Annotated in this window: 17 protein-coding genes, 2 tRNA genes and 2 pseudogenes; 7 read left to right on the forward strand and 14 right to left on the reverse strand. The window is 70.7% G+C overall.

Features of this window, described 5'->3' with window-relative positions; all coding sequences use genetic code 11:
- A partial coding sequence (locus tag P1P75_RS17955; protein WP_319256453.1) for a TetR/AcrR family transcriptional regulator occupies positions 1 to 452 on the reverse strand: 452 nt, incomplete at its 3' end.
- A 195-nt stretch (positions 453 to 647) separates the two neighbouring features.
- On the opposite strand from P1P75_RS17955, the gene hisN reads away from it, so the two are divergent.
- The 3 genes from hisN (at position 648) to P1P75_RS17970 (ending at position 2,700) form a co-directional block, all read left to right on the forward strand.
- Positions 648 to 1,448: a histidinol-phosphatase gene (gene hisN, locus P1P75_RS17960; protein WP_319256455.1), complete on the forward strand. Its 801-nt coding sequence runs from the start codon at positions 648 to 650 to the stop codon at positions 1,446 to 1,448.
- Between the two features lie 148 nt (positions 1,449 to 1,596).
- On the forward strand, positions 1,597 to 1,992 hold the full coding sequence (locus P1P75_RS17965; RefSeq protein ID WP_319256457.1) for a CBS domain-containing protein: 396 nt from the start codon (positions 1,597 to 1,599) through the stop codon (positions 1,990 to 1,992).
- 291 nt (positions 1,993 to 2,283) lie between these two features.
- Positions 2,284 to 2,700 carry a Fur family transcriptional regulator gene (locus P1P75_RS17970; RefSeq protein WP_319256459.1) on the forward strand — a complete coding sequence of 139 codons (417 nt, stop codon included), beginning with the start codon at positions 2,284 to 2,286 and terminating at the stop codon, positions 2,698 to 2,700.
- Between the two features lie 138 nt (positions 2,701 to 2,838).
- Here the strand turns inward: P1P75_RS17970 and P1P75_RS17975 are convergent.
- The 4 genes from P1P75_RS17975 to P1P75_RS17990 all read right to left on the reverse strand — a co-directional run bounded on the left by P1P75_RS17975 (position 2,839) and on the right by P1P75_RS17990 (position 8,408).
- Positions 2,839 to 2,912 (reverse strand) — tRNA-Met (locus P1P75_RS17975).
- A gap of 262 nt (positions 2,913 to 3,174) precedes the next feature.
- Complete coding sequence (locus P1P75_RS17980) at positions 3,175 to 4,941, reverse strand: tetratricopeptide repeat protein (protein WP_319256494.1); 1,767 nt, start codon at positions 4,939 to 4,941, stop codon at positions 3,175 to 3,177.
- A gap of 385 nt (positions 4,942 to 5,326) precedes the next feature.
- Positions 5,327 to 5,400, reverse strand: a tRNA-Met gene (locus tag P1P75_RS17985).
- 41 nt (positions 5,401 to 5,441) lie between these two features.
- The gene (locus P1P75_RS17990; RefSeq protein WP_319256496.1) at positions 5,442 to 8,408 is read right to left on the reverse strand and encodes a UPF0182 family protein; all 2,967 of its coding nucleotides are present in this window, start codon (positions 8,406 to 8,408) and stop codon (positions 5,442 to 5,444) included.
- A 164-nt stretch (positions 8,409 to 8,572) separates the two neighbouring features.
- Here P1P75_RS17990 and P1P75_RS17995 point away from each other — a divergent pair, with 164 nt between their 5' ends.
- Positions 8,573 to 9,115, forward strand: coding sequence for a PPA1309 family protein (locus P1P75_RS17995; RefSeq protein WP_073495897.1), 543 nt, complete (start codon positions 8,573 to 8,575; stop codon positions 9,113 to 9,115).
- A 19-nt stretch (positions 9,116 to 9,134) separates the two neighbouring features.
- Here P1P75_RS17995 and P1P75_RS18000 read toward each other — a convergent pair whose 3' ends face one another.
- From P1P75_RS18000 to P1P75_RS18015, 4 genes are all read right to left on the reverse strand, one after another.
- Positions 9,135 to 10,229: a PDZ domain-containing protein gene (locus P1P75_RS18000; protein WP_319256461.1), complete on the reverse strand. Its 1,095-nt coding sequence runs from the start codon at positions 10,227 to 10,229 to the stop codon at positions 9,135 to 9,137.
- 63 nt (positions 10,230 to 10,292) lie between these two features.
- Positions 10,293 to 10,457: a hypothetical protein gene (locus P1P75_RS18005; RefSeq protein WP_167396109.1), complete on the reverse strand. Its 165-nt coding sequence runs from the start codon at positions 10,455 to 10,457 to the stop codon at positions 10,293 to 10,295.
- 180 nt (positions 10,458 to 10,637) lie between these two features.
- Positions 10,638 to 11,096, reverse strand: a complete 459-nt coding sequence (locus tag P1P75_RS18010) for a molybdenum cofactor biosynthesis protein MoaE (RefSeq protein ID WP_319256463.1) — start codon at positions 11,094 to 11,096, stop codon at positions 10,638 to 10,640.
- A gap of 192 nt (positions 11,097 to 11,288) precedes the next feature.
- Complete coding sequence (locus tag P1P75_RS18015; protein WP_319256465.1) at positions 11,289 to 12,398, reverse strand: SDR family oxidoreductase; 1,110 nt, start codon at positions 12,396 to 12,398, stop codon at positions 11,289 to 11,291.
- Between the two features lie 193 nt (positions 12,399 to 12,591).
- On the opposite strand from P1P75_RS18015, the gene P1P75_RS18020 reads away from it, so the two are divergent.
- Together P1P75_RS18020 and P1P75_RS18025 are read left to right on the forward strand one after the other, a co-directional pair.
- The gene (locus P1P75_RS18020; RefSeq protein ID WP_319256467.1) at positions 12,592 to 14,079 is read left to right on the forward strand and encodes a zinc-dependent metalloprotease; all 1,488 of its coding nucleotides are present in this window, start codon (positions 12,592 to 12,594) and stop codon (positions 14,077 to 14,079) included.
- Positions 14,076 to 14,597, forward strand: coding sequence for an NUDIX hydrolase (locus tag P1P75_RS18025; protein ID WP_319256469.1), 522 nt, complete (start codon positions 14,076 to 14,078; stop codon positions 14,595 to 14,597). The genes P1P75_RS18020 and P1P75_RS18025 overlap by 4 nt, the downstream gene beginning before the upstream one ends.
- 61 nt (positions 14,598 to 14,658) lie before the next feature.
- On the opposite strand, the gene P1P75_RS18030 is transcribed toward P1P75_RS18025, so the two are convergent.
- The 4 genes and pseudogenes from P1P75_RS18030 to P1P75_RS18045 form a co-directional block, all read right to left on the reverse strand.
- Positions 14,659 to 15,414, reverse strand: coding sequence for an AIM24 family protein (locus P1P75_RS18030; protein WP_086767760.1), 756 nt, complete (start codon positions 15,412 to 15,414; stop codon positions 14,659 to 14,661).
- A gap of 17 nt (positions 15,415 to 15,431) precedes the next feature.
- Positions 15,432 to 16,112 (reverse strand): AIM24 family protein, encoded by a 681-nt coding sequence (locus tag P1P75_RS18035; RefSeq protein WP_073499354.1) that lies wholly within the window; start codon positions 16,110 to 16,112, stop codon positions 15,432 to 15,434.
- An 11-nt stretch (positions 16,113 to 16,123) separates the two neighbouring features.
- Positions 16,124 to 17,131, reverse strand: a pseudogene (locus tag P1P75_RS18040) (AIM24 family protein); the annotation flags it as partial.
- Positions 17,132 to 17,220: 89 nt separating this feature from the next.
- Complete coding sequence (locus P1P75_RS18045) at positions 17,221 to 18,144, reverse strand: polysaccharide deacetylase family protein (protein ID WP_319256471.1); 924 nt, start codon at positions 18,142 to 18,144, stop codon at positions 17,221 to 17,223.
- Between the two features lie 129 nt (positions 18,145 to 18,273).
- Here P1P75_RS18045 and P1P75_RS18050 point away from each other — a divergent pair, with 129 nt between their 5' ends.
- The gene (locus P1P75_RS18050) at positions 18,274 to 19,434 is read left to right on the forward strand and encodes a methyltransferase domain-containing protein (RefSeq protein WP_319256473.1); all 1,161 of its coding nucleotides are present in this window, start codon (positions 18,274 to 18,276) and stop codon (positions 19,432 to 19,434) included.
- Here the strand turns inward: P1P75_RS18050 and P1P75_RS18055 are convergent.
- A pseudogene (locus P1P75_RS18055) lies at positions 19,422 to 19,739 on the reverse strand (RNA polymerase subunit sigma-24); the annotation flags it as partial. The gene P1P75_RS18050 and the pseudogene P1P75_RS18055 sit on opposite strands and share 13 nt — an antisense overlap.
- Between the last annotated feature and the right edge of the window lie 40 nt (positions 19,740 to 19,779).

A 19,779-nucleotide genomic window follows, 5' to 3' on the forward strand; every position in this document is an offset into this window, starting at 1 on the left:
CCCACCACAGCCGCGGCCCGATCCCGTACCACCCCCACCAGCTCCCCCGGCGAGGGCAACACCCCGTCCGCCCGCCGCTGCGCCGGCACGGCCGAGGACGACGGCACCGCGGCCAGGCTCACCGACGGCAGCCAGGAACTCCAGCACCCGGTGACCAGCGCCCGCACCAGCACGTTGCCCCGAGCCGCGGACACCACCCACTCCGCGACCGCACCCAACCGCTCCCGCACATCTCCCTGCACCGCCAACGCCCGCTCGACCCCGGCGAGATACCCGTCGACCTCCCGCCGGACGAGCGCCCGTGCCAGCCCGTCCTTGCTCCCGAACTCGTTGTAGAGGGTCTGCCGGGACACTCCGGCCGCCGCGGCGACGTCCACCATCCGCACGGCGGCCCACGGCCGGCGCGCGAGCGCCGCGAAGGCGGCGTCCAGCAGGGATTCCCGTGCGGACATCGTCGCCTCCCTCGGACGAGCGGCTCTGGCGCCCAGGTTTGACGCGCCCGCCCGCACTGTCAAGGGTTCGCGGGGACACTCCCACCGCACACCTGCCTCAGGCGCGCCTCCCGCACATGCCCCTCACCGCGCAGCGGCCCACCCGCCAGGCCCCCCTGTGGCCCCACCCCCACCACGGCGGATACGGTTCGTCCCATGCCGGACTACCACGACGACCTCCGCCTCGCGCACGTCCTCGCGGACGCCGCCGACGCCGCGACCATGGCCCGCTTCAAGGCCCTCGACCTCAAGGTCGAGACCAAACCGGACATGACTCCGGTGAGCGAGGCGGACAAGGCCGCCGAGGAGCTGATCCGCGGCCAGCTCCAGCGGGCCCGCCCCCGCGACGCGATCCTGGGCGAGGAGTACGGCATCGAGGGCACCGGCCCGCGCCGCTGGGTGATCGACCCGATCGACGGCACGAAGAACTACGTACGCGGCGTCCCCGTCTGGGCCACCCTGATCTCGCTGATGGAGGCCGCCGAGGGCGGCTACCAGCCTGTCGTCGGTGTCGTGTCCGCGCCGGCGCTGGGCCGCCGCTGGTGGGCCGCGAAGGGTCACGGCGCCTACACGGGCCGCAGCCTCACCTCGGCCAGCCGCATGCAGGTCTCGAAGGTCTCGACCCTCTCTGACGCCTCGTTCGCGTACTCCTCGCTCAGCGGCTGGGAGGAGCAGGGCAGGCTGAACGGCTTCCTGGACCTCACCCGCGAGGTGTGGCGCACGCGCGCGTACGGCGATTTCTGGCCGTACATGATGGTGGCCGAGGGTTCGGTCGACCTCTGTGCCGAACCCGAGCTGTCGCTCTGGGACATGGCGGCCACCGCGATCGTCGTGACGGAGGCCGGCGGCACCTTCACCGGCCTGGACGGCCGTCCGGGGCCGCACAGCGGAAACGCGGCCGCGTCGAACGGTCTGCTCCATGACGAGCTGCTGGGCTACCTCAACGAGCGCAACTGACCGAGGATATACAAATGAGCGCGTGCGCCCTCAATTGGACGCGCGCGCCCTCTTGTTGACCCTCGCTTTGCCTGCCACGCTGACGGCACCCCCACTTGTGCATTTGTGAATCCTTGAACTAACGGATTCGTAGGAGGTGCTTCAGCCCATGCTCGTCCGCGACGCCATGAGTACGGTGGTCCTGACCATCGGCCCCGCACACACCCTCCGGCAGGCCGCCGCCCTGATGTCAGCACGCCGCGTCGGCGCGGCTCTGGTCCTCGACCCGGACGCCGGCGGTATCGGCATCCTCACCGAGCGGGACATCCTCAACTCCGTGGCCCTCGGCCAGGACCCTGACACGGAACGCACCCACGCCCACACCACCAACGACGTCGTCTTCGCCGCCCCGACCTGGACCCTGGAGGAGGCGGCCGCCGCCATGGCGCACGGCGGCTTCCGGCATCTCGTCGTCCTGGAGGGCGAGGAGGCCGTCGGCATCGTCTCCGTCCGCGACATCATCCGCTGCTGGGCACCCCTACGGCAGCCCGCGCCCGCCCTGTGAGCACGGACGGGCCGGACTCCCCGGGGGAGTCCGGCCCGTCCGGCCACGACAAGCGGTCCAGTGCTGGATATCAGCCGCGAAGGGCCTGGACCGCGACCTCCAGCCGCTTGACGTGTTCTCCGCCGCTCGGACGGAAGTTGCCGATCACCCGCTCGAGGACATCGCCGCGGGAGACCTGGACGCTTGGATAAAACGAGTCCTGATCCTACAATGGACATTGTCCAAGTCAAGTGAGGCTCCAAAGTCACACCTGTTCGGGACTCGATCCGCTCTGCTGTTAGGCTGATGCTCATGAGTGACCTTCTGGAACGGCTGCGCGGACGCGGATGGCGGATGACCGCGCAGAGGCGCGTCGTGGCCGAGGTGCTCGACGGCGAACACGTCCACCTGACGGCCGACGAGGTCCACGCACGGGCCGTCGCGAAGCTGCCCGAGATCTCCCGGGCGACCGTCTACAACACGCTCGGTGAGCTGGTCTCCCTCGGCGAGGTGCTCGAGGTCGCCACCGACAAGCGCGCCAAGCGGTACGACCCGAACGCGCACCGGCCCCACCACCACCTGGTCTGCGCCCAGTGCGGGGCGATCCGCGACGTCCACCCGGGCGGCAACCCGCTGGCCGACCTCCCGGACACGGAGCGTTTCGGGTTCACGGTCTCGGGCGTCGAGGTGACGTACCGCGGCATCTGCCCGAACTGCGCGGCGGCGTAACCCACGCAACACCGAAGCCCCGGCGTCCGTCCTTGGACGCCGGGGCTTCGCACTGCCTGAAACCTGGAACCCTGGCCGCACTGTCCGGAAATGAGTCGAGGGCCGGAACCCTTTCGGATTCCGGCCCTCGACCTTCAGTAGCGGGGACAGGATTTGAACCTGCGACCTCTGGGTTATGAGCCCAGCGAGCTACCGAGCTGCTCCACCCCGCGCCGTTGAATGCAACATTACGTCACGGGGAAGGGAAGAAGCAAATCAATAGCCGTGCCCCGGTCCCCGCAGGTCAGACCGCACTCACTCAGCCCGTCCGGCGTTCGAGGACAAGGCCCGTTCAGGGCCGAAGGGGGTCTGGGGGCACAGCCCCAGGGACGGGAAGGGAAGCGACGGCGAGGGCGAAAGCCCTACCGCACCACCCCCAACCCTCAACCCAGGTGCAGCCCGCCGCCCAGGCGCCCGCGCAGCCGCCGGCCATGCTCACGCCGACAGTTCCTCCCGCAGAGCGTCCCGCAGCCGCGCAGCCCGCTCCGCCACCTCCGCCGGACCGAGCGACACGGCCCGGTCCGCCCACCGCTGCCCTTCCAGCAGTTCCCCGCGACGCGCGTAGACGAGGGCTAGCCGGAGCGCCGCCCGCCCGTGCCCCGCGTCGGCCGCCCGCGTCCACCACACGGCCGCCTCGGGCTCGCTGCCCTCGCGCGCGAGCAGCAGTCCGAGGTTGAAGGCGCCGTTGCGCGACCCGGCCTCCGCGGCCGCGCGGTACCACCGCGCGGCCTGCACCACATCGCCGCGCGCGGCGGCCAGCATGCCGACCCGCACCTGCGCCCGCCGGTGCCCCTGGGTCGCCGCCCGCTCGTACCACTCCTCGCACTCCGTCTTCTCGTGCACGATCTCGCCCAGCTCGTGCGCCGGCTGGGGTGGCCGACGGGCGTCGAGCACGGCCGCCAGCCGGTACGCCGCCTCCGCGCTGCCCCCGCCCGCCGCGCAGCGCAGATGCCGCTCGGCGGCCTGCTCGTCGCCCTCCCGGAGCCGGGCGATGCCGACCTGGAGCGCCGCCTCGGTGTGCCCGGCCGCCGCCGCCCGCTCGTACCAGCGCAGCGCGACCGTGTCCTCGCCGCGGCCCGCGAACAGGATCCCGAGGTTGAAGGCGGCGTCGACACTGCCCGCCTCCGCGGCCCTGGAGAACCAGGGCTCGGCCCCGGCCGCGTCCCCGACCTGGAGCAGCAGGACGGCCAGCGCGTTGGCGGCCTCCCGGTGTCCGGCGTACGCGGCACGCCGGTACCACTGCTCGGCCTGCGCGGTGCGGCCCTGCTCGGCGCAGAGCAGGGCGAGGTTGTAGGCGCCGTTGTCGTCCCCGGCGTCCATGGCCGCCCGGTACCAGCGCTCGGCGGTCTGGGTCTGGTTGCGCTCGGCATACAGCGCGCCCAGCGCGTTGGCCGCGTTGCCGTCCCCGTCCTGCGCGGCACGCAGCCACCACACGGCGGCGTTCTCGGTGTCACCCGCGTCGCGCAGCAGGAATCCGAGCGCGCAGGCGGCCCGGGGCTCGCCGTCCTTCGCGGACGTCAGGTACCAGCGCCCGGCCTCCTTCAGCTCGCCCCGCCGCTCCAGGATGGCCCCGAGATGCAGCGCGGCCCGCCGGTGTCCGCGCGCGGCGGCCTGCCGGTACCACTGCTCGGCCTCCGCCGGCACCGCGACACCGTTGTCCGTGGCCTCTCTCCGCCCGTCGCCGAAGACCGGCTCCCGGCGGTCGAGGGCCCGCGCCAGCCGGTACGCCGCCTCACGGTGCCCGCGTTCGGCGGCGGCCCGCATCCACCGCTCGGCACCCGGGCGATCACCCCGGTGCTCCAGCAGGTCGGCGAGGGCGTAGGCGCCCAGGACGTGTCCTTGTTCGGCGGCCTGACGCAGCCAGTACTCGGCAGCGGGTTCGTCGCCGCGCTCGCGGTGGTGCCGGCCCAGCGCGTGAGCCGCGGGCGCGGAACCGGCGACGGCGGCGACCCGCCACCAGCCGGAGGCCTCGTCGGGGTAACCGCGCTGGTGGAGGAGGACGCCCAGGTTGTTGGCGGCGGCACGGTCGCCCGCCGTGGTGGCGGCGCGCAGATGAGGTTCGGCTCCGTCCAGGTCTCCGCGGCGCAGCAGCAGGGCCCCGAGGACGCTCATCGCCTCGACGTCGCCGGACTCGGCGGCGAGCCGTCGGCGCACCTCCTCGACGTCCTCCCCCGTCTCGTCCCGGCTCTCGTCCCGGCCCATGTCCGGAGTCTCCTCCGCAGAGCCCATGCCCGGAGTCTCCTCCGCCGACTCGTACGTGGTCTCGTACATGGCCTCGTACGTGGTCTCGTACGGAGTCCCCTCCGGGGTCGCTTCCGTACCGGAAGGCTGCACAAATCGCCCTGTCTCGAACAGAGTTGCCTTGTCCCCCATAACGTCCATCGTCGCACCACCTGCAACCGGGGTACACCTGGTATACCGCAGCCCGTAAGGTCACTTCAGCGTTTTGTCGACATGCCCACAGAGAGACAAGTCAAACACAGATGCCCCAACTCCCCACGGCGGCACGGCGATCCCGCACCGGGCACATGCGTTCGCACACCACGAAGGCCCGGATCCTTTTCAGGATCCGGGCCTTCGCCTGGAGTAGCGGGGACAGGATTTGAACCTGCGACCTCTGGGTTATGAGCCCAGCGAGCTACCGAGCTGCTCCACCCCGCGTCGTGTTCCACAACCGTACCACGACGCGGGGTGCTCCTTGATCAGCCGCTGGGACTGGCGCTCGGACTCGGCTTGGGACTGGCGGTGACCCCCGGCTTGGCGCTCGCGCTCGGCGAGGTGCTCGGGTTCGGGCTGCTCCCGCCGTTCTTGTCCGCCGCGGCCTGCGCGTCCTCGGCCCGCTTCAGCGCGGCTTCGAGGTCCGCCTGCGCCTTGGCGTACGCCTCCCAGTCGGGCTTCTTGAGAGCCTCCTGGCCCGCGGTGAAGGCCTCCTGGGCATCCTTCAACGCCTCCTGGACCGTCGCGTTGCCGGTCGTCGGTGGCGGGGTGGTGCCACCGTCGTCCGCCGGTGGCTTCGGTGTCGCAGCCTCCGCGCCGAAGACCTTGTTGAGGGCCTCGTCGAGGGAGTCCTCGAAGGCGGTGACGCCGCCGTAGGACACCAACACCTTGCGCAGCAGCGGGTACTTGAGTCCGCCACCGCGGACGTAGACCGGCTCCACGTAGAGCAGTCCTCCATCGAGCGGCACCGTCAGCAGGTTGCCGTACTCGACCTCGGAGTCGCCGCCCTTCAGCAATCTGATGGACTCGGCGATGTCCTGTTCGGAGTTGAACTGGCTCTGCACCTGTTTGGGTCCGTCGACGGTCGTACTGGTCGGCAGTTTCAGCACTCTGATCTTGCCGTAGCCGGATGTGCCGGCCTCGGAGTCGACCGACATGAAGGCACTGAGGTTGTCCCGCCCGTTGGGCGTGAACGTCGTCGTCAGCGAGAACGACTGCGCCTTCTGGTCGGGCATCTTCATGCTCAGGTAGTACGGCGGCACCGCGTCGTTCGACTGGTTGGTCGGGTCGTTCGGCACCTGCCACACCTCGCTGCCGCTGAGGAACGTGGTCGCGTCCTTCACGTGGTAGCGGGTGAGCAGCTCGCGCTGGACCTTGAACAGGTCCTGCGGGTACCGGAGATGGGCCATCAGGTCGCCGGAGATCTCCGACTTCTTCTCCACCGTGCCGGGGAACGCCTTCATCCAGGTCTTCAGGACCGGGTCCTGGGTGTCCCACTGGTAGAGCTTGACCTCACCGGTGTACGCGTCGACGGTCGCCTTCACCGAGTTGCGGATGTAGTTGACCTGGTTCTGCTGGGCCACCACCGCGCGGTTGTTGTTGGTGGCGGTCAGCGAGTCGGCCGTCGTGTCACCGAGGGTCGTACGCGAGGCGTACGGATAGCCGTTGGTGGTCGTGTACGCGTCGACGATCCACTGGACCTTGTCGCCCACCACGGCCGGGTAGGCGTCGCCGTCGATGGTCAGCCACGGGGCCACCGCCTCGACACGATCCTTGGGCGTGCGGTTGTAGAGGATCTTCGAACCCTCACCGATCGCACCGGAGTACAGGATCTGCGGTTCGCCGAACGCCAGCGCGTAGGCGGCCCGGTTGACGGGACTGGAGAGGTTGATCCCGCCCTTGCCGGTGTAGCTGGTGGTCTTCTCGCCCTGGTCGTCGGAGTAGTCGATCTCCTTCTGGGGACCGCCGACGATCGAGTACGTGGTCGTCTTCTCGCCGTAGTAGATGCGCTGCTCGTACTTGCCGAGCACGCCTTCCGACGGCAGGTTGGACTCGGTGAAGGCCGGGCGGCCGTCGGTGTCGGCGGTGGTGCCCTTGGCGGCGACCACGCCGTAGCCGTGGGTGTAGCGGAAGTGGTTGTTGATCCAGTTCTGCTTGTCCACGCCCGCGAGGTTCAGCTCGCGCAGACCGATGACCGTGTCCTGGTCCTGGCCGTTCACGTTGTAGCGGTCCACGTCCAGGTTGGTCGGGAAGGCGTAGTACTTCCGGATCTGCTGGAGCTGCTGGAAGGTCGGCGAGACGATGTTCGGGTCCAGGACGCGAATGCTCGCCGCGCCTGCCACGTCGTCGCGCAGCGCCGTCTTGTCCTCGGTCTTGCTCGTCCCCGAGTAGTCGGTGACCTGGGCACCCTCGATGCCGTAGGCCTCACGCGTCGCCTTGAGGTTCTTCTCGACGTACGGCGCTTCCTTGGCCTGCTCGTTCGGCTGGACCTGGAACTTCTGCACGATCGCCGGGTACAGGCCGCCGATCAGGATCGCGGAGAGCACCATCAGGCCGAAGCCGATGACGGGCAGCTGCCAGGTGCGCCGCCACAGGGTGGCGAAGAACAGCAGGGCGCAGATGACCGCGATGCAGAACAGGATCGTCTTGGCCGGCAGGTAGGCGTTGGCGTCGACGTAGCGCAGGCCGGTCCAGTTGTCGGTGGCCTTGAAGTCGCTGGACTTCACCGCCAGGCCGTACCGGTCGAGCCAGTAGGCGACCGCCTTCAGCGCGACGAAGATGCCGAGCAGCACCGACAGATGTCCGGTGGCCGCGGCCGTGGCGCGCGCGCCGGGGCTGGTGACGCGCAGCCCGCCGTACAGGTAGTGGGTGAGCGCGGCGGCGATCAGGGAGAGGATCGTGGCGGCGAAGCCGAAGCCGAGCAGGAACCGGTACCAGGGCAGGTCGAAGGCGTAGAAGGACACGTCGAGGTGGAACTGCGGGTCCTTCTGTCCGAAGGACACGCCGTTGACCCACATCAGCCAGGTCCGCCACTGCCCCGACGCCGAGGCGCCGGCGATCAGCCCGACGAGAGCGGTGATCCCGAGCAGCAGCCACTTCTTGTACGGCGCGATGCTCATGCGGTACCGGTCGAGGCTCTGCTGCTCCATCGACATGGCGCTCAGCGGCGGCCGCAGGCGGTGGGCCAGCCACAGGTTGAACCCGACCGCGAGGGCCATCAGCAGACCGAAGACGAAGAAGAGCCCGATCTTGGTCGTCAGGGTGGTCGTGAACACCGAGGAGTAGTTCACCGACCGGTACCAGAGCCAGTCCGTCCAGAACCCTGCAAACATGGTGAACGCCATGCCGAGGACGGCAAGCACGCCCAGTGTCATGAGCAGAGTACGGACACGCCGGGACGGGCGGCCCACTCTGATCCGTGGCCCGGTCGGGCCTCCGCCGCGGTCCGGCATCTGGAAAGCCAAGGTTCGCACCCCGAGGTTCGCTGTTGATCCGTCAGGCCCGCGTCTTCGTGGACCCTCCGTGGCCCCCCGTGATCGCGGGCCCACACCTATGCAACTTACTCACCCTTTACTGGGTTCCCGATTCCGGGCCTGAACGAGGCAGGATTGTGACCATGTCCAACACTCCCATGGCGGCGAGCCCGCTCACCCGGGCCGTACTCGAGATCGACGAGTACGCCTCCGGCCTCGGCTGGGACCAGCCCGCCCGCCTTTTCGCCCTCGTCGACACCGCACGTCTGCGCACTCAGGAACCCGGACTTGCCGCCCAGCTCGGCCTGGCGGATGCGCCCGAGACCACCGGTCTCACCCCGATCGAGCAGGATGAAGTGCCAACGGACAAGCCGCTCGACGAGTTCCTCGCCACGATCGCCTGGCCGGACGCGGTGGTCGGCTGTGCGCTGACCGTGGAACGTCTGATGCTGCCCCCCTCCGCCGAGGCCCAGGTCCCGCAGGGGCTGAGCGAGGCGAAGCTGACGCAGTGGGTGGCCGAGCACCCGGACCGTCAGGAGGTCCGGATGACGGTGGCGGTCCTGCGGGACGGCGCCCGTGACTCGGCCCTGCGACTGCGCCAGAAGGACTCCCCGACGGAGGTCCTCACCGGTTCGGAGCTGGTGCCGGGCCTCGCTGAGGCCCTGTCGGCGACGTTCGAGGACTAGCCCCGCGTCGCCTCACGGTCTAGCCGGCCGTGCACTTCGGCAGGTCGGCGGTGTCGCCGCTGCGGATGTCCTTCAGTGCGCCCAGGGCGTCGTCGATGGTGTCCACCTTGACGAGCGTGAGTCCGCTGGGGGTGTCCGCGGCGGCGGAGGCGCAGTTGGCGGCGGGCGTCAGGAAGTACTGGGCGCCCTTGTCGCGTGCGCCGACCGTCTTCATCTGGATGCCGCCGATCGGTCCGACCTTGCCGTCGTCGTCGATGGTGCCGGTGCCGGCGACGAACTTGCCGCCGGTCAGGCTGCCCGGGGTGAGCTTGTCGTAGATGCCGAGGGCGAACATCAGACCGGCGCTCGGGCCGCCCACATCGGCGAGCTTGATGTCGATGGTGAAGGGGAACGTGTGGTCGGTACCGGCGGAGATCCCGACGATGGCCCGCTTGTCGCCGGTGTCGGCGGAGGCCGCGGTGGTGATCGTGATCTTCTGCGTCCTGGTCGTCGGCTTGTTGTCCTTCTCTGCGGCGGCCTGGTCCTTCGCCGGCACGATGGTGAAGACGACGTCCTCGCCGGGCTTGTGCTTCGTCACCAGCTTCGCCACGTCGGAGGGGTTCTTCACCGCCGTACCGTCCACGTCCTTGATCACGTCCCCGGCGTGCAGCCGGCCCTCGGCGGGCGAGCCCTTGACGACGGTGGAGACGATCACCCAGGACTGCACCGGGACGTCCAGCTCCTTCAGGGCGGCCACCTTCGCGCTCTCCTGGGACTGGCTGAACTCCTCGGCGTTCTCCTGGGTGGACTGCTCCTCGGTCTTGCCGTCCGGGTAGAGCGTGTCGTGCGGCACGACCTTGTTGTCGTGCGCGAGCCAGCCGTAGACGGCTTCGACGAGGTTCATCCGGTAGTCGGCACTGGTGACCCGGACGGTCGTCATGTTGAGGTTGCCGTCTGTCGGGTACGTCTTGCGCCCGGCGATCTGGAGCACCGGCTCGCCGCCGTGCTCTCCGAGGGTGTTCACCGTCGGACCCGGGGACATCTCCGCGTACGGCACGCGGATGAGCACTCCCGCGCACAGGAGCGCGATCAGCATCAGGGTGGAGGCGAGCATCGTCGCGGTGCGGCGTGGCATGACTCGACAGTACGGGACGGTTCTGTCAGCGCACCGTCAGGGCCACCGCCCGGGTCAGCGCCCTCAGGTGCCCGAGTGGGGCCTCTCCATGGCTGCGCGGAAGCGGGCGTAACCGTCCAGCTCGGGGCCGTCGCCGCGGGTCCTGCGAGTGCGGTTGGCCCAACTGCCCCACAGGCCGGCGCCGATCGCGGCCACCAGCGGAATCAGCAACCAGACGAGCGCCCCCATGCCGTCCTCCCAACCCCACATAACGACCACACCTGACTGATCAGCAGATTAACCATCCGCAGTCACAACGCTCGGGCCAGGGGTGCGGTTACGCAACCGGACGGGCCGGGCTCAGCGGACCGGGTCGAGCAGGCTCCTACCCGCCCTTCCGTCGCCCGACCACCACCCTCGACGACGGCGCTACGCGCCGACCCATTCCTCGGTGCCGTCGGAAAACGTCTGATGCTTCCAGATCGGCACCTCGTGCTTGAGGTCGTCGATCAGCTTGCGGCACGCCTCGAAGGCCTCGCCGCGATGCGGGCACGACACGGCGACGACGACGGCCAGGTCGCCGACCCGCAGGTCGCCCACGCGGTGCACGGCCGCGAGCGCCCGCACCGGGTACTCGGCGATCACCTTCTCCGCGATCCGCCGCATCTCCGCCTCGGCGCTGGGATGACTGGAGTATCCGAGGTTGTCCACGTCGGCGCCGCCGTCGTGATTGCGCACGGTTCCCACGAACAGGGCCGTCCCGCCGGCCGCGTCGTCCCCCACGGCCCGGAAGACCTCGTCCAGGGACAGCGCGCTGTCCCGGATCGCGATCAGCTTGACGGGATCCTGCGCTGCCTGCTCACCGGGGTGATCATTACTGGGTGCCATGCCTCCATCGTGCCGCACCGCGACGACAAGCGGGAATACCGGGATCGCCCGGCACGCACGCGTGCACGCTTGGAGCCTCCTACAGAGGAAACGCGGCGCGCAGAGGCAACGCAGCGCGTCCGGTGCGTCCGGTGCGCCCCGGACGTACCGGGACCGCGGGTGGCTGCAGAAGGGCCACCCGCCGCGCGCCTGCTACCGCCGCCGCGCCTTGCGGGCCCGCCGAACCACCGCGGCAGCGCCCAGCAGCGCCACCGTCGCGCCCGCGGCTCCCGCGGCCGTCGCGTCCTTGCGCCCCAGTCGCCGCCCGGCAACGGTGTGCCGCCCGGCGACCTCCTCCAGCAGCTCCGCGAGCACGTCCTCGTTGGTCCACCGAGGCCGCCACCCGGCGTCATGCAGCCGGCTCCCGCTGACCACCCACGGGTACATCGTGTAGGCCAGGTCCCCCGCCGGGGACGGCGTGAGCCCGATACGGTGCAGCCGGGCAGCCGCGCCGAGCGCGACCGCCGACGGCAGCTCCATCCGCCGGATCCCGCTCAGCTCCTCGACCTCCTCCTGCTCCAGCCAGCCGTCGCAGCCGACCGCGAGTTCCCCGTCGACCTTCTCCAGCACGGCGTACTCGAGCGCGCCACACAGGTCCTCGACGTGGCAGAACTGCCAGACGGGCCGCGATCCGGCGACGACCAGCAGCCGGGGGGACTCGAAGTAGCGGGTCAGCGCGGTGTCCGTACCGCCCACCAGCACGGCCGGCCGTACCACCGTGACGTTGAGCCCCGGATGCGCGCGCGGGGCACGCCGAGCGAGGCGCTCGATCTCCAGCAGGTCCCCGACGCCGGTCGCCTCCGCCGTCGCCTTCAGCTCCGCATCCTCCGAGAGGGGCAGCTCGTTGTCCGGCAGCGCCCCGTAGACCATGGCGGAGGTGCACAGGACCACCCGGTGCACCCCGGCGGCCGCGGCCGCCGTCAGCACCGTCTGGGTCCCGCGCACGTTGTAGGCCGTTCGGGCGGCGGCTTCGCTCCCCAGGTCGAGATCGAGCGCCAGATGGACGACAACGTCCGCGCCGCGCAACTTCTCGGCGATCGCCGGATCACGGACGTCGAGGATGTGCCACTGTGCCGCATCGCACTCGCCCCGCCGCTCGTCGATGGCGATGACCTGCTTGATCTCGTCGGACGCGGCGAGCCGCTCGGTCAGCAGCGCGCCCACCCCGGTCGCGGCGCCGGTGACGGCGACGACGGGGCCTCGCGGCCCGCCCGAGGTTGAGGGGTTTCGCGCTGCGCGAACCTGCGGATCTGGGGAACTCACCAGGTGTCTCCAGCGGTTGTTTTCCATACGGGCGCGAGTGACGCGTTCGTACCAGGTGGCATCCATCCTGCCGCAGGCCGCGAGTCGGCGAAGCACCGAGGCCCGATCGGGCCCAGGTGTCTACGCTGGGTGGTGTTGCAGGGCAGCCGCGCCGCCGGACCAGAGCCGGTGGCCTTACCAGCCGAGGAACCCCGTGAGTGACACCCCATTCGGATTCGGCCTTCCGCCGGAGGAGCCGGACGACGGCGACGAGGGCAAGAAGAAGAACCCGCAGAGCGGCGGTGGTCAGGGACCGGCCAACCCGTTCGGCTTCGGCGGCATGCCCGGTGCCGGAGGTTTCGGCGACCCCGGCGCGGACAATCCGCTCGCCGCCATGTTCGGCTCGCTGAACCCCACCGACCTGGGCGCCGCGTTCCAGCAGCTGGGCCAGATGCTCTCCTACGAGGGCGGCCCGGTGAACTGGGACATGGCCAAGCAGATCGCCCGCCAGACGGTCTCCCAGGGCACTTCCGACGGCGTCAAGGACGCGAGCATCGGTTCCGCCGACCGCACCGCGGTGCAGGACGCCGTCCGCCTGGCCGACCTGTGGCTGGACGACGCGACGTCCCTGCCGTCCGGCGCCGGCACCGCCGTGGCGTGGTCGCGCGCGGAGTGGGTCGAGGCGACCCTGCCCGCGTGGAAGGAACTCGTCGACCCGGTCGCCGAGCGGGTCGGCGCGGCGATGGGCGACGTCCTGCCGGAGGAGATGCAGGCCATGGCCGGCCCGCTGATCGGCATGATGCGCTCGATGGGCGGTGCCATGTTCGGCTCGCAGATCGGGCAGGCCGTCGGGGTGCTCGCGGGTGAGGTCGTCGGTTCGACCGACATCGGCCTGCCGCTCGGCCCGGCGGGCAAGGCCGCGCTGCTGCCGCTGAACATCGAGTCGTTCGGCAAGGACCTGGGCGTCCCCAAGGAAGAGGTGCGGCTCTATCTCGCCCTGCGCGAGGCCGCCCACCAGCGCCTCTTCGCACATGTCCCGTGGCTGCGCTCGCACCTGTTCGGCGCGGTCGACGGCTACGCGCGTGGGATCAAGGTGGACACGGCCAAGCTGGAGGACGTGGTCGGCCAGTTCGACCCGCAGAACCCCGAGCAGCTCCAGGACGCTCTGCAGCAGGGCATGTTCCAGCCGGAGGACACCCCGGAGCAGAAGGCCGCCCTGGCCCGTCTGGAGACGGCCCTGGCGCTCGTGGAGGGCTGGGTCGACGCGGTCGTGCACGCCGCCGCGAAGCCGCGCCTGTCGTCCGCGGACGCGCTGCGCGAGACGCTGCGCCGCCGGCGTGCTTCGGGCGGTCCGGCGGAGCAGACGTTCGCGACACTGATCGGTCTGGAGCTGCGCCCGCGCCGTCTGCGGGACGCTTCGCGGCTGTGGGCCTCACTCACGGACGCGCGCGGTGTGGACGGCCGTGACGCGCTGTGGGCCCACCCGGACATGCTGCCGACGGCCGCCGACCTGGACGACCCGGACGGCTTTGTGCACCGCGAGCAGATGGATTTCTCCGAGTGGGACAAGATGCTCGGCGAGGCGGCGAGCGGCGGCGCGGCTTCCGGTTCTGCTGCGGGTCCCGGTGAGAAGCCGAAGCTGCGGAAGGACGACGACACAGACAAGGACAAGGGCGACGGCAAGGGCGGCAGCACCGAGTGAGCCTGCACGACGACGCGGTTCTCGTACTGAAGGCCTACGAGAACCAGGAAGAGCTGCGCCAGACCTACCTCGACCACTTGGCGGCGCACCCGGACGGCATGTGGAAGGCCTGTGAGGCCGGGCATCTCACGGCGAGTGCCCTGGTGATCGACCCTGAGCAGGGTCGAGTGCTGCTGACCCTGCACCGGAAGCTGCGGATGTGGCTCCAGATGGGCGGCCACTGCGAGCCGCAGGATGTCTCCCTGACGGCGGCGGCGCTGCGCGAGGCCACCGAGGAGTCCGGCATCCCCGGTCTGACGCTGCTGCCGGGCGGCCCGGTCCGGCTGGACCGGCACCCGATCCCGGCGCCCTGCCACTGGCATCTCGACGTCCAGTACGCGGCCGTGGCCCCGCCCGGCGCCACCCAGGCCATCAGCGATGAGTCCCTCGACCTGCGCTGGTTCCCCTACGACGCGGTCGCGGAGGTGGCGGACGAATCGGTCGTCCGTCTGCTGGAGGCGACGCGGGCGCGCCTGTGAGGCGGAACACGTAAGGGGCGGCCCGCCAAGCGGTCGCCCCTTACGTCTGCTTTCCGGACGGTCAGCTCCAGGCGTTGCCCTGGTTCTGCGCCCGAGCCCCCTGCTGGCCCATGCCGTACTGCGCGGCGAGACCGGAGCCGATCTGGGCGCCCTGCGGCGGAAGCAGTTCACTCGGCTGGACCAGCGCGAAGCCGCTGCCCATGAAGCTCAGCTCCCAGCCCTCGCCGGTGCTGCCGCGTCGCCGCCACACCCCGGAGGAATGCGTCTGCGCCTGCATCTGCACCCGCAGCCCGGTGGACCAGGCGACGATGGCGTCGGCGTCGCAGTTGACGTACTTGTCTGGCGTGACCTGGAGCATCAGGGGCGCGCCCGAGGTCATCAGGGCGACCCGGCCGCTGCCGGTGATGTTGAGCTGGTACTTCCCGGAGCCGGAGATGCCGTAGAGGCTGTCGACGGCGATGACCTCGTGGTGCAGCCCGGAGTCCATGGCGAGGACATAGCTGCTGTCGACGGTCAGTCCCTCGTGGTCGACCTCCACGACGTGGATGTGCTGGGCGAGGTTCGCGAGGTAGACGATGCCCTGCCCGTGGCAGCGCATCAGGTCCAGGCCCTCGCCGGTCTGCGCGCGCGAGCGCGACTGGCTGTTGCTCTGGAACTCGGCGTCGAACTCGACGAGTCCCTGGTAGGCGACCATCGTGCCCTTGCGGGCGAGGATGTCGTCGTGTCCTTCCAGGGCGACGCGGAGCATCTGCTTGTTCTGGAGGCTCCAGCGTTCCTGGGTCTGCTGGTCGTTGTGGGCGAAAAGCGGACTCTGCATGTGACTCTGGCTCCCCCTCAGCCCCGGACCCGAAGGCGGTCGGTGCTGTCCTCGCTGGGCTGGACGACGACGATGCCCTCACCGGAGAAGGCCATCTGGTAGGCCTCGCCGCTGCCCCGGCCGAGCAGCGACTGCGCCTTGAAGCTGCGCTTGCCCTTGACCTTGAGGTTCGGGGACCAGGCGACGAGCGCGTCGGGGTCGACGTACGTCTCGTTCTCACCGCCGCCGCAGTCGACGACGATCGGCTTGCCCCGGGAGGTCAGCGCGACCCAGCCCTGCCCGGAGATCTTGGTGTTCCACAGGCCCTGTCCGGCGAACTTCGCCAGCCCCTTGACCCGCTCGACACCCCAGGTGAGGTGGGCGTCGAAGGCGAGCAGGTTGGTGGCGTTGACGGAGATGCCGTCGCCGTTGAGGTTGATCACGACGACGTTCGCGCCGTAGTCGGCGAGGTAGAGCAGACCGTCGCCTGAGCACTTCATCAGGGGCGCGCCCTCGCCGGTCATCCAGTCGCGCGCGATCTGGCGCACGGCCGGCGGGTTGGGCTCGTACTGGATGAAGCCCTCGTAGGCGACCATCGAGCCCACGCGCGCGAGGAGGTCGCTTCCGGTCTGGAGGGCCACCTTCAGCATGTGGTTGCCGTGGTTCTCCATGCGGGCGGTGACGGGTGCGGGGGCGTAGCCCGCGAGCGGCTGGTTCATGACGGGCTCCCTCAGACCTCGTACGGCTGGACGACGATGAAGTTTCCGGGAGCGGCGCGGAACTGGAGGTTCACGCTCTCTCCCGTGTCGCCCGGATAGGCGTTGCGGCGCATGCGGACCTGGCTGGAGACCACGACCTGGGCGGCGGCCGACCATGCGACGACGGCATTGCAGTCGGCGAAGGTGGTCGGCGTGACCGGCAGGACGACGGGCGTGCCGTGGGTCTTCACCACGACGGTGCCGGTACCCGTGAACTGCATGGTGAAGAGCGCGCCGCCGGGGATGCCGTGACCCTCGATGCGGCGGACCTCGTACTGGAGGCTCTCGTCGAAGGCGAGGACGTTCTCCGCGGAGACGCAGATGCCGTCGCCCTGCAGCTCGATGGGGTGCAGCATCGTGGAGTCCTCGGCGAGGAACACCTGGCCCTGGCCGGTGCAGCGCATCAGCTGCATCTCCTGGCCGGTCGCGTTGCCGACGATCCGGCCGGCGAAACCGGCGCCCTTGTAGCTGAAGTCGACCTTGCCCTGATAGAGCACCATGCTGCCCTGGCGGGCGAGCACGGGCTGGCCTCCGACGCCGAGGTCTACGCGGATCAGCTTCCGGGTCTGCGGCGTCCAGCGCTGTCCGGTGGGGGTCTCCTTGAACTGCTGGAGGGCCGCGGTCACACCGGCACCCCCCTGGGGCGCGCCCTGCGGCACGCCGTAGGGCTGCTGGCCCGGGACCTGGCCGAACGCGGGCTGCTGGCCGTAGCCCGGCGGCGGGGTCGGCTGCCCGTAGCCGGGCGGCGGCATGGGTGCCTGCGGCGCTTGAGGCTGGCCGTATCCGGGAGGCGGCGGGGCGGTCGGCGCGCCCGGCCGGCCGTACTGCTGCGGCGGCTGGCCGTACGGCGCCTGCTGGCCTGGCTGGCCGTACGGTGCGGGAGCCGGGGACGGCGGCGGGACCTGGACTCCGCCGGGCGGCGTCATGGGCGCGATGATCGTCGGCGCTGCGTGCACCGGCGGGGTCACGGCCGGGGCCGGGCCGGCCGGCCGGGCGCAGCCGGTCAGCGTCATGGCCGTGACGCCGGCCATGGCCAGCGTCACGGCCACCTCCGTCGCCCCCCGCCTTCTCACAGGTAGTCCTCCAGCCGGGCCACCGCGTAGCCCTTCTGGGTGACCATGTTCATGAAGCGGCGGATCATGTCGGGCATGGTGCCCTTCCAGTCGGCGTCGCCGCGGAAGTGGCTGAGGACGATGTCGCCGGGGTGGAGGTCGCGGTCCCATTCGCGGTAGTCCCAGTGGTCGGCGAAGACCTCCTCGCTCCACAGCGGGGCGTACTTCACACCGCAGCTCTTCGCCGCGCGCAGGGTGTCGCGGTTGTAGTTGCCGAAGGGCGGGCGGAAGAGTTCGGGGCGCTTGCCGTAGTGCTTCTCGATGACGTCCTGCATGCCGCAGATCTCGCGCTTCTGGCGGCTGTAGGAGAGGTCGGGCAGGTAGGGGTGGTGGAGGGTGTGGTTGTTGAGGGCCACCCCTGTGTCCTGCATCTTCCTGAAGTAGCCGTAGTCCTCCTTGACGAGGTAGTCGCTGAGGAAGGCCGTGTAGGGGATCTTCAGGTCCTTCATCATGCGCAGGAACGCCGGGTCCTTCTCGGCGCCGTCGTCGATGGTGAGGAAGACGACCCTGTCCTTGGTGGGGACGGTGGTGAAGACCGGCGGGAGGCCCAGTTCCTCGTGGTCCTCCACCTCGAAGCCCTCGCGGGTGGTGATCGCGGGTTTCGTCGCGGGCGGCGCGGGGGGTGCCAGCGGGACCTTCTTCAGCCCCCAGCGTCTCGCCGCGGCGGCGCGGGCGGCGTACTCGGCGCGCATCCTGGCCGCGTAGGTGTGCTTGGCGCCGGCGGCCTGTCCTTGGGGGGACTGTCCGCCGGGGGCGGGCCGGGTTCCGTTCGCGCCGGTCACGCCGTGGGCGCCGGAGCTCGTGGTGCCCTGGGCGCAGCCGGAGGCGACCGCGGCGAGGGCGAGGACGGCGATGCCGGTCCTGAGGCCCACGCGCCGCATCCCTCTTTTGTCATTTTGTACGACTGATCCTGATCCCATGGCGCCGGATCCTCGCAGTCACCGCCGCCCGGCCCCGCCCGACACCGCCGCCGGAGGCGCACGATCCACCGACTGGCCCACAATGACCCGGTGAACGACCTCGCCCCGCTCCTCACCCCCGAGGGCCGCGCCCTCCTCGACGCCGTGCGCGGCACCGCCCCCGCCGACGAACTGGCCGTCGCCACCCGGCTGCGCCGCGAACACCCCGCCGAACTGGTCTCGGCGGCACTCGGGCAGGCCCGGCTGCGGCAGCGGGCGGCGGCGAAGTTCGGTGCCGAGGACGCGGGGCGGATGTTCTTCACACCCAACGGGGTCGAGCAGTCGACCCGGGCGAGTGTCGCAGGCCACCGGGCCGAGCGGATGAGATCGCTCGGCGTGACCTCGGTCGCCGACCTGTGCTGCGGGATCGGCGGCGACGCGATCGCGCTCGCGCGCGCGGGCATCCGGGTCCTCGCCGTGGACCGCGATCCGCTGACGGCGGCGGTGGCGCGGACCAACGCCGAGGCGCTGGGACTCGCCGGCCTCATCGACGTACGGGAGGCGGACGTCACGGAGGTCGACACGGACGGGTACGACGCCGTGTTCGTCGATCCGGCGCGGCGGGGCGGCCGGGGGCGGATCTTCGATCCGGAGGCCTATTCTCCGCCGCTCTCGTGGGCGGTCGAGGCGGCTCTGAAGGCTCCGCACGGGGCGCTGAAGGTGGCGCCCGGCATCCCGCACGAGGTCGTTCCCGCCGGGGCCGAGGCCGAGTGGATCTCCGACGGCGGGGACGTGAAGGAGGCCGTGCTGTGGTTCGGCACCGAGCCGGGGGCCGTGCGCGCCACCCTCCTCCCCGGCCCGCGCACGCTCCTCGGCACCGGCCTGCCCGACCCTCGGGTCCGGCCGGTCGGGCGCTATCTGTACGAGCCGGACGGTGCCGTCATCCGGTCCCATCTGGTCGCCGAGGTCGCGCGGGACCTGGACGGCGGACTCGTCGACGAGACCATCGCCTACGTCACCGCGGACACGCTCCGGACGACGCCGTACGCCACCGCCTACGAGATCACCGACCGGCTGCCCTTCAACGTCAAGAAGCTGAAGGCGCTGCTGCGGGAGCGCGGGGTGGGCATCCTGACCGTGAAGAAGCGCGGTTCGGCGGTGGAGCCGGAGGAACTGCGCAAGAAGGTCAAGCCACAGGGGCCGCACTCGGCGACCGTGTTCCTCACCCGGGTCGCGGGGGCGCCGACGATGCTCGTCGGTCACCCGGCCTGAGCTGCTCGCCGCAACATCAGCTCTCGTTCCCGTTCGTTGCCGGTCAGGCTCGCGGTCCGCTCGAACTCCGCACGCGCCTGTGCCGTACGGCCCAGGCGCCGGAGCAGGTCGCCGCGGACGCTCGGGAGCACGTGGTAGTCGCGCGGGGCCGGTTCGGCGGCGAGGGTGTCGGCGATCCGCGGGGCGGGTTCCGGGCCGTCGGCCATGGACACGACGACCGCGCGGTTGAGTTCGACGGCCGGGGACGGGACGCGGGCCGCGAGAAGGCCGTACAGGGCCGCGATGGCACGCCGGTCGGTCTCCTCGTCATCTCGGACCGCCTGTCCACTGGCCGGATCAGGCCCG

Source organism: Streptomyces sp. ID05-39B (assembly GCF_033794725.1).
GTDB classification, from domain to species: Bacteria; Actinomycetota; Actinomycetes; order Streptomycetales; family Streptomycetaceae; genus Streptomyces; species Streptomyces bobili.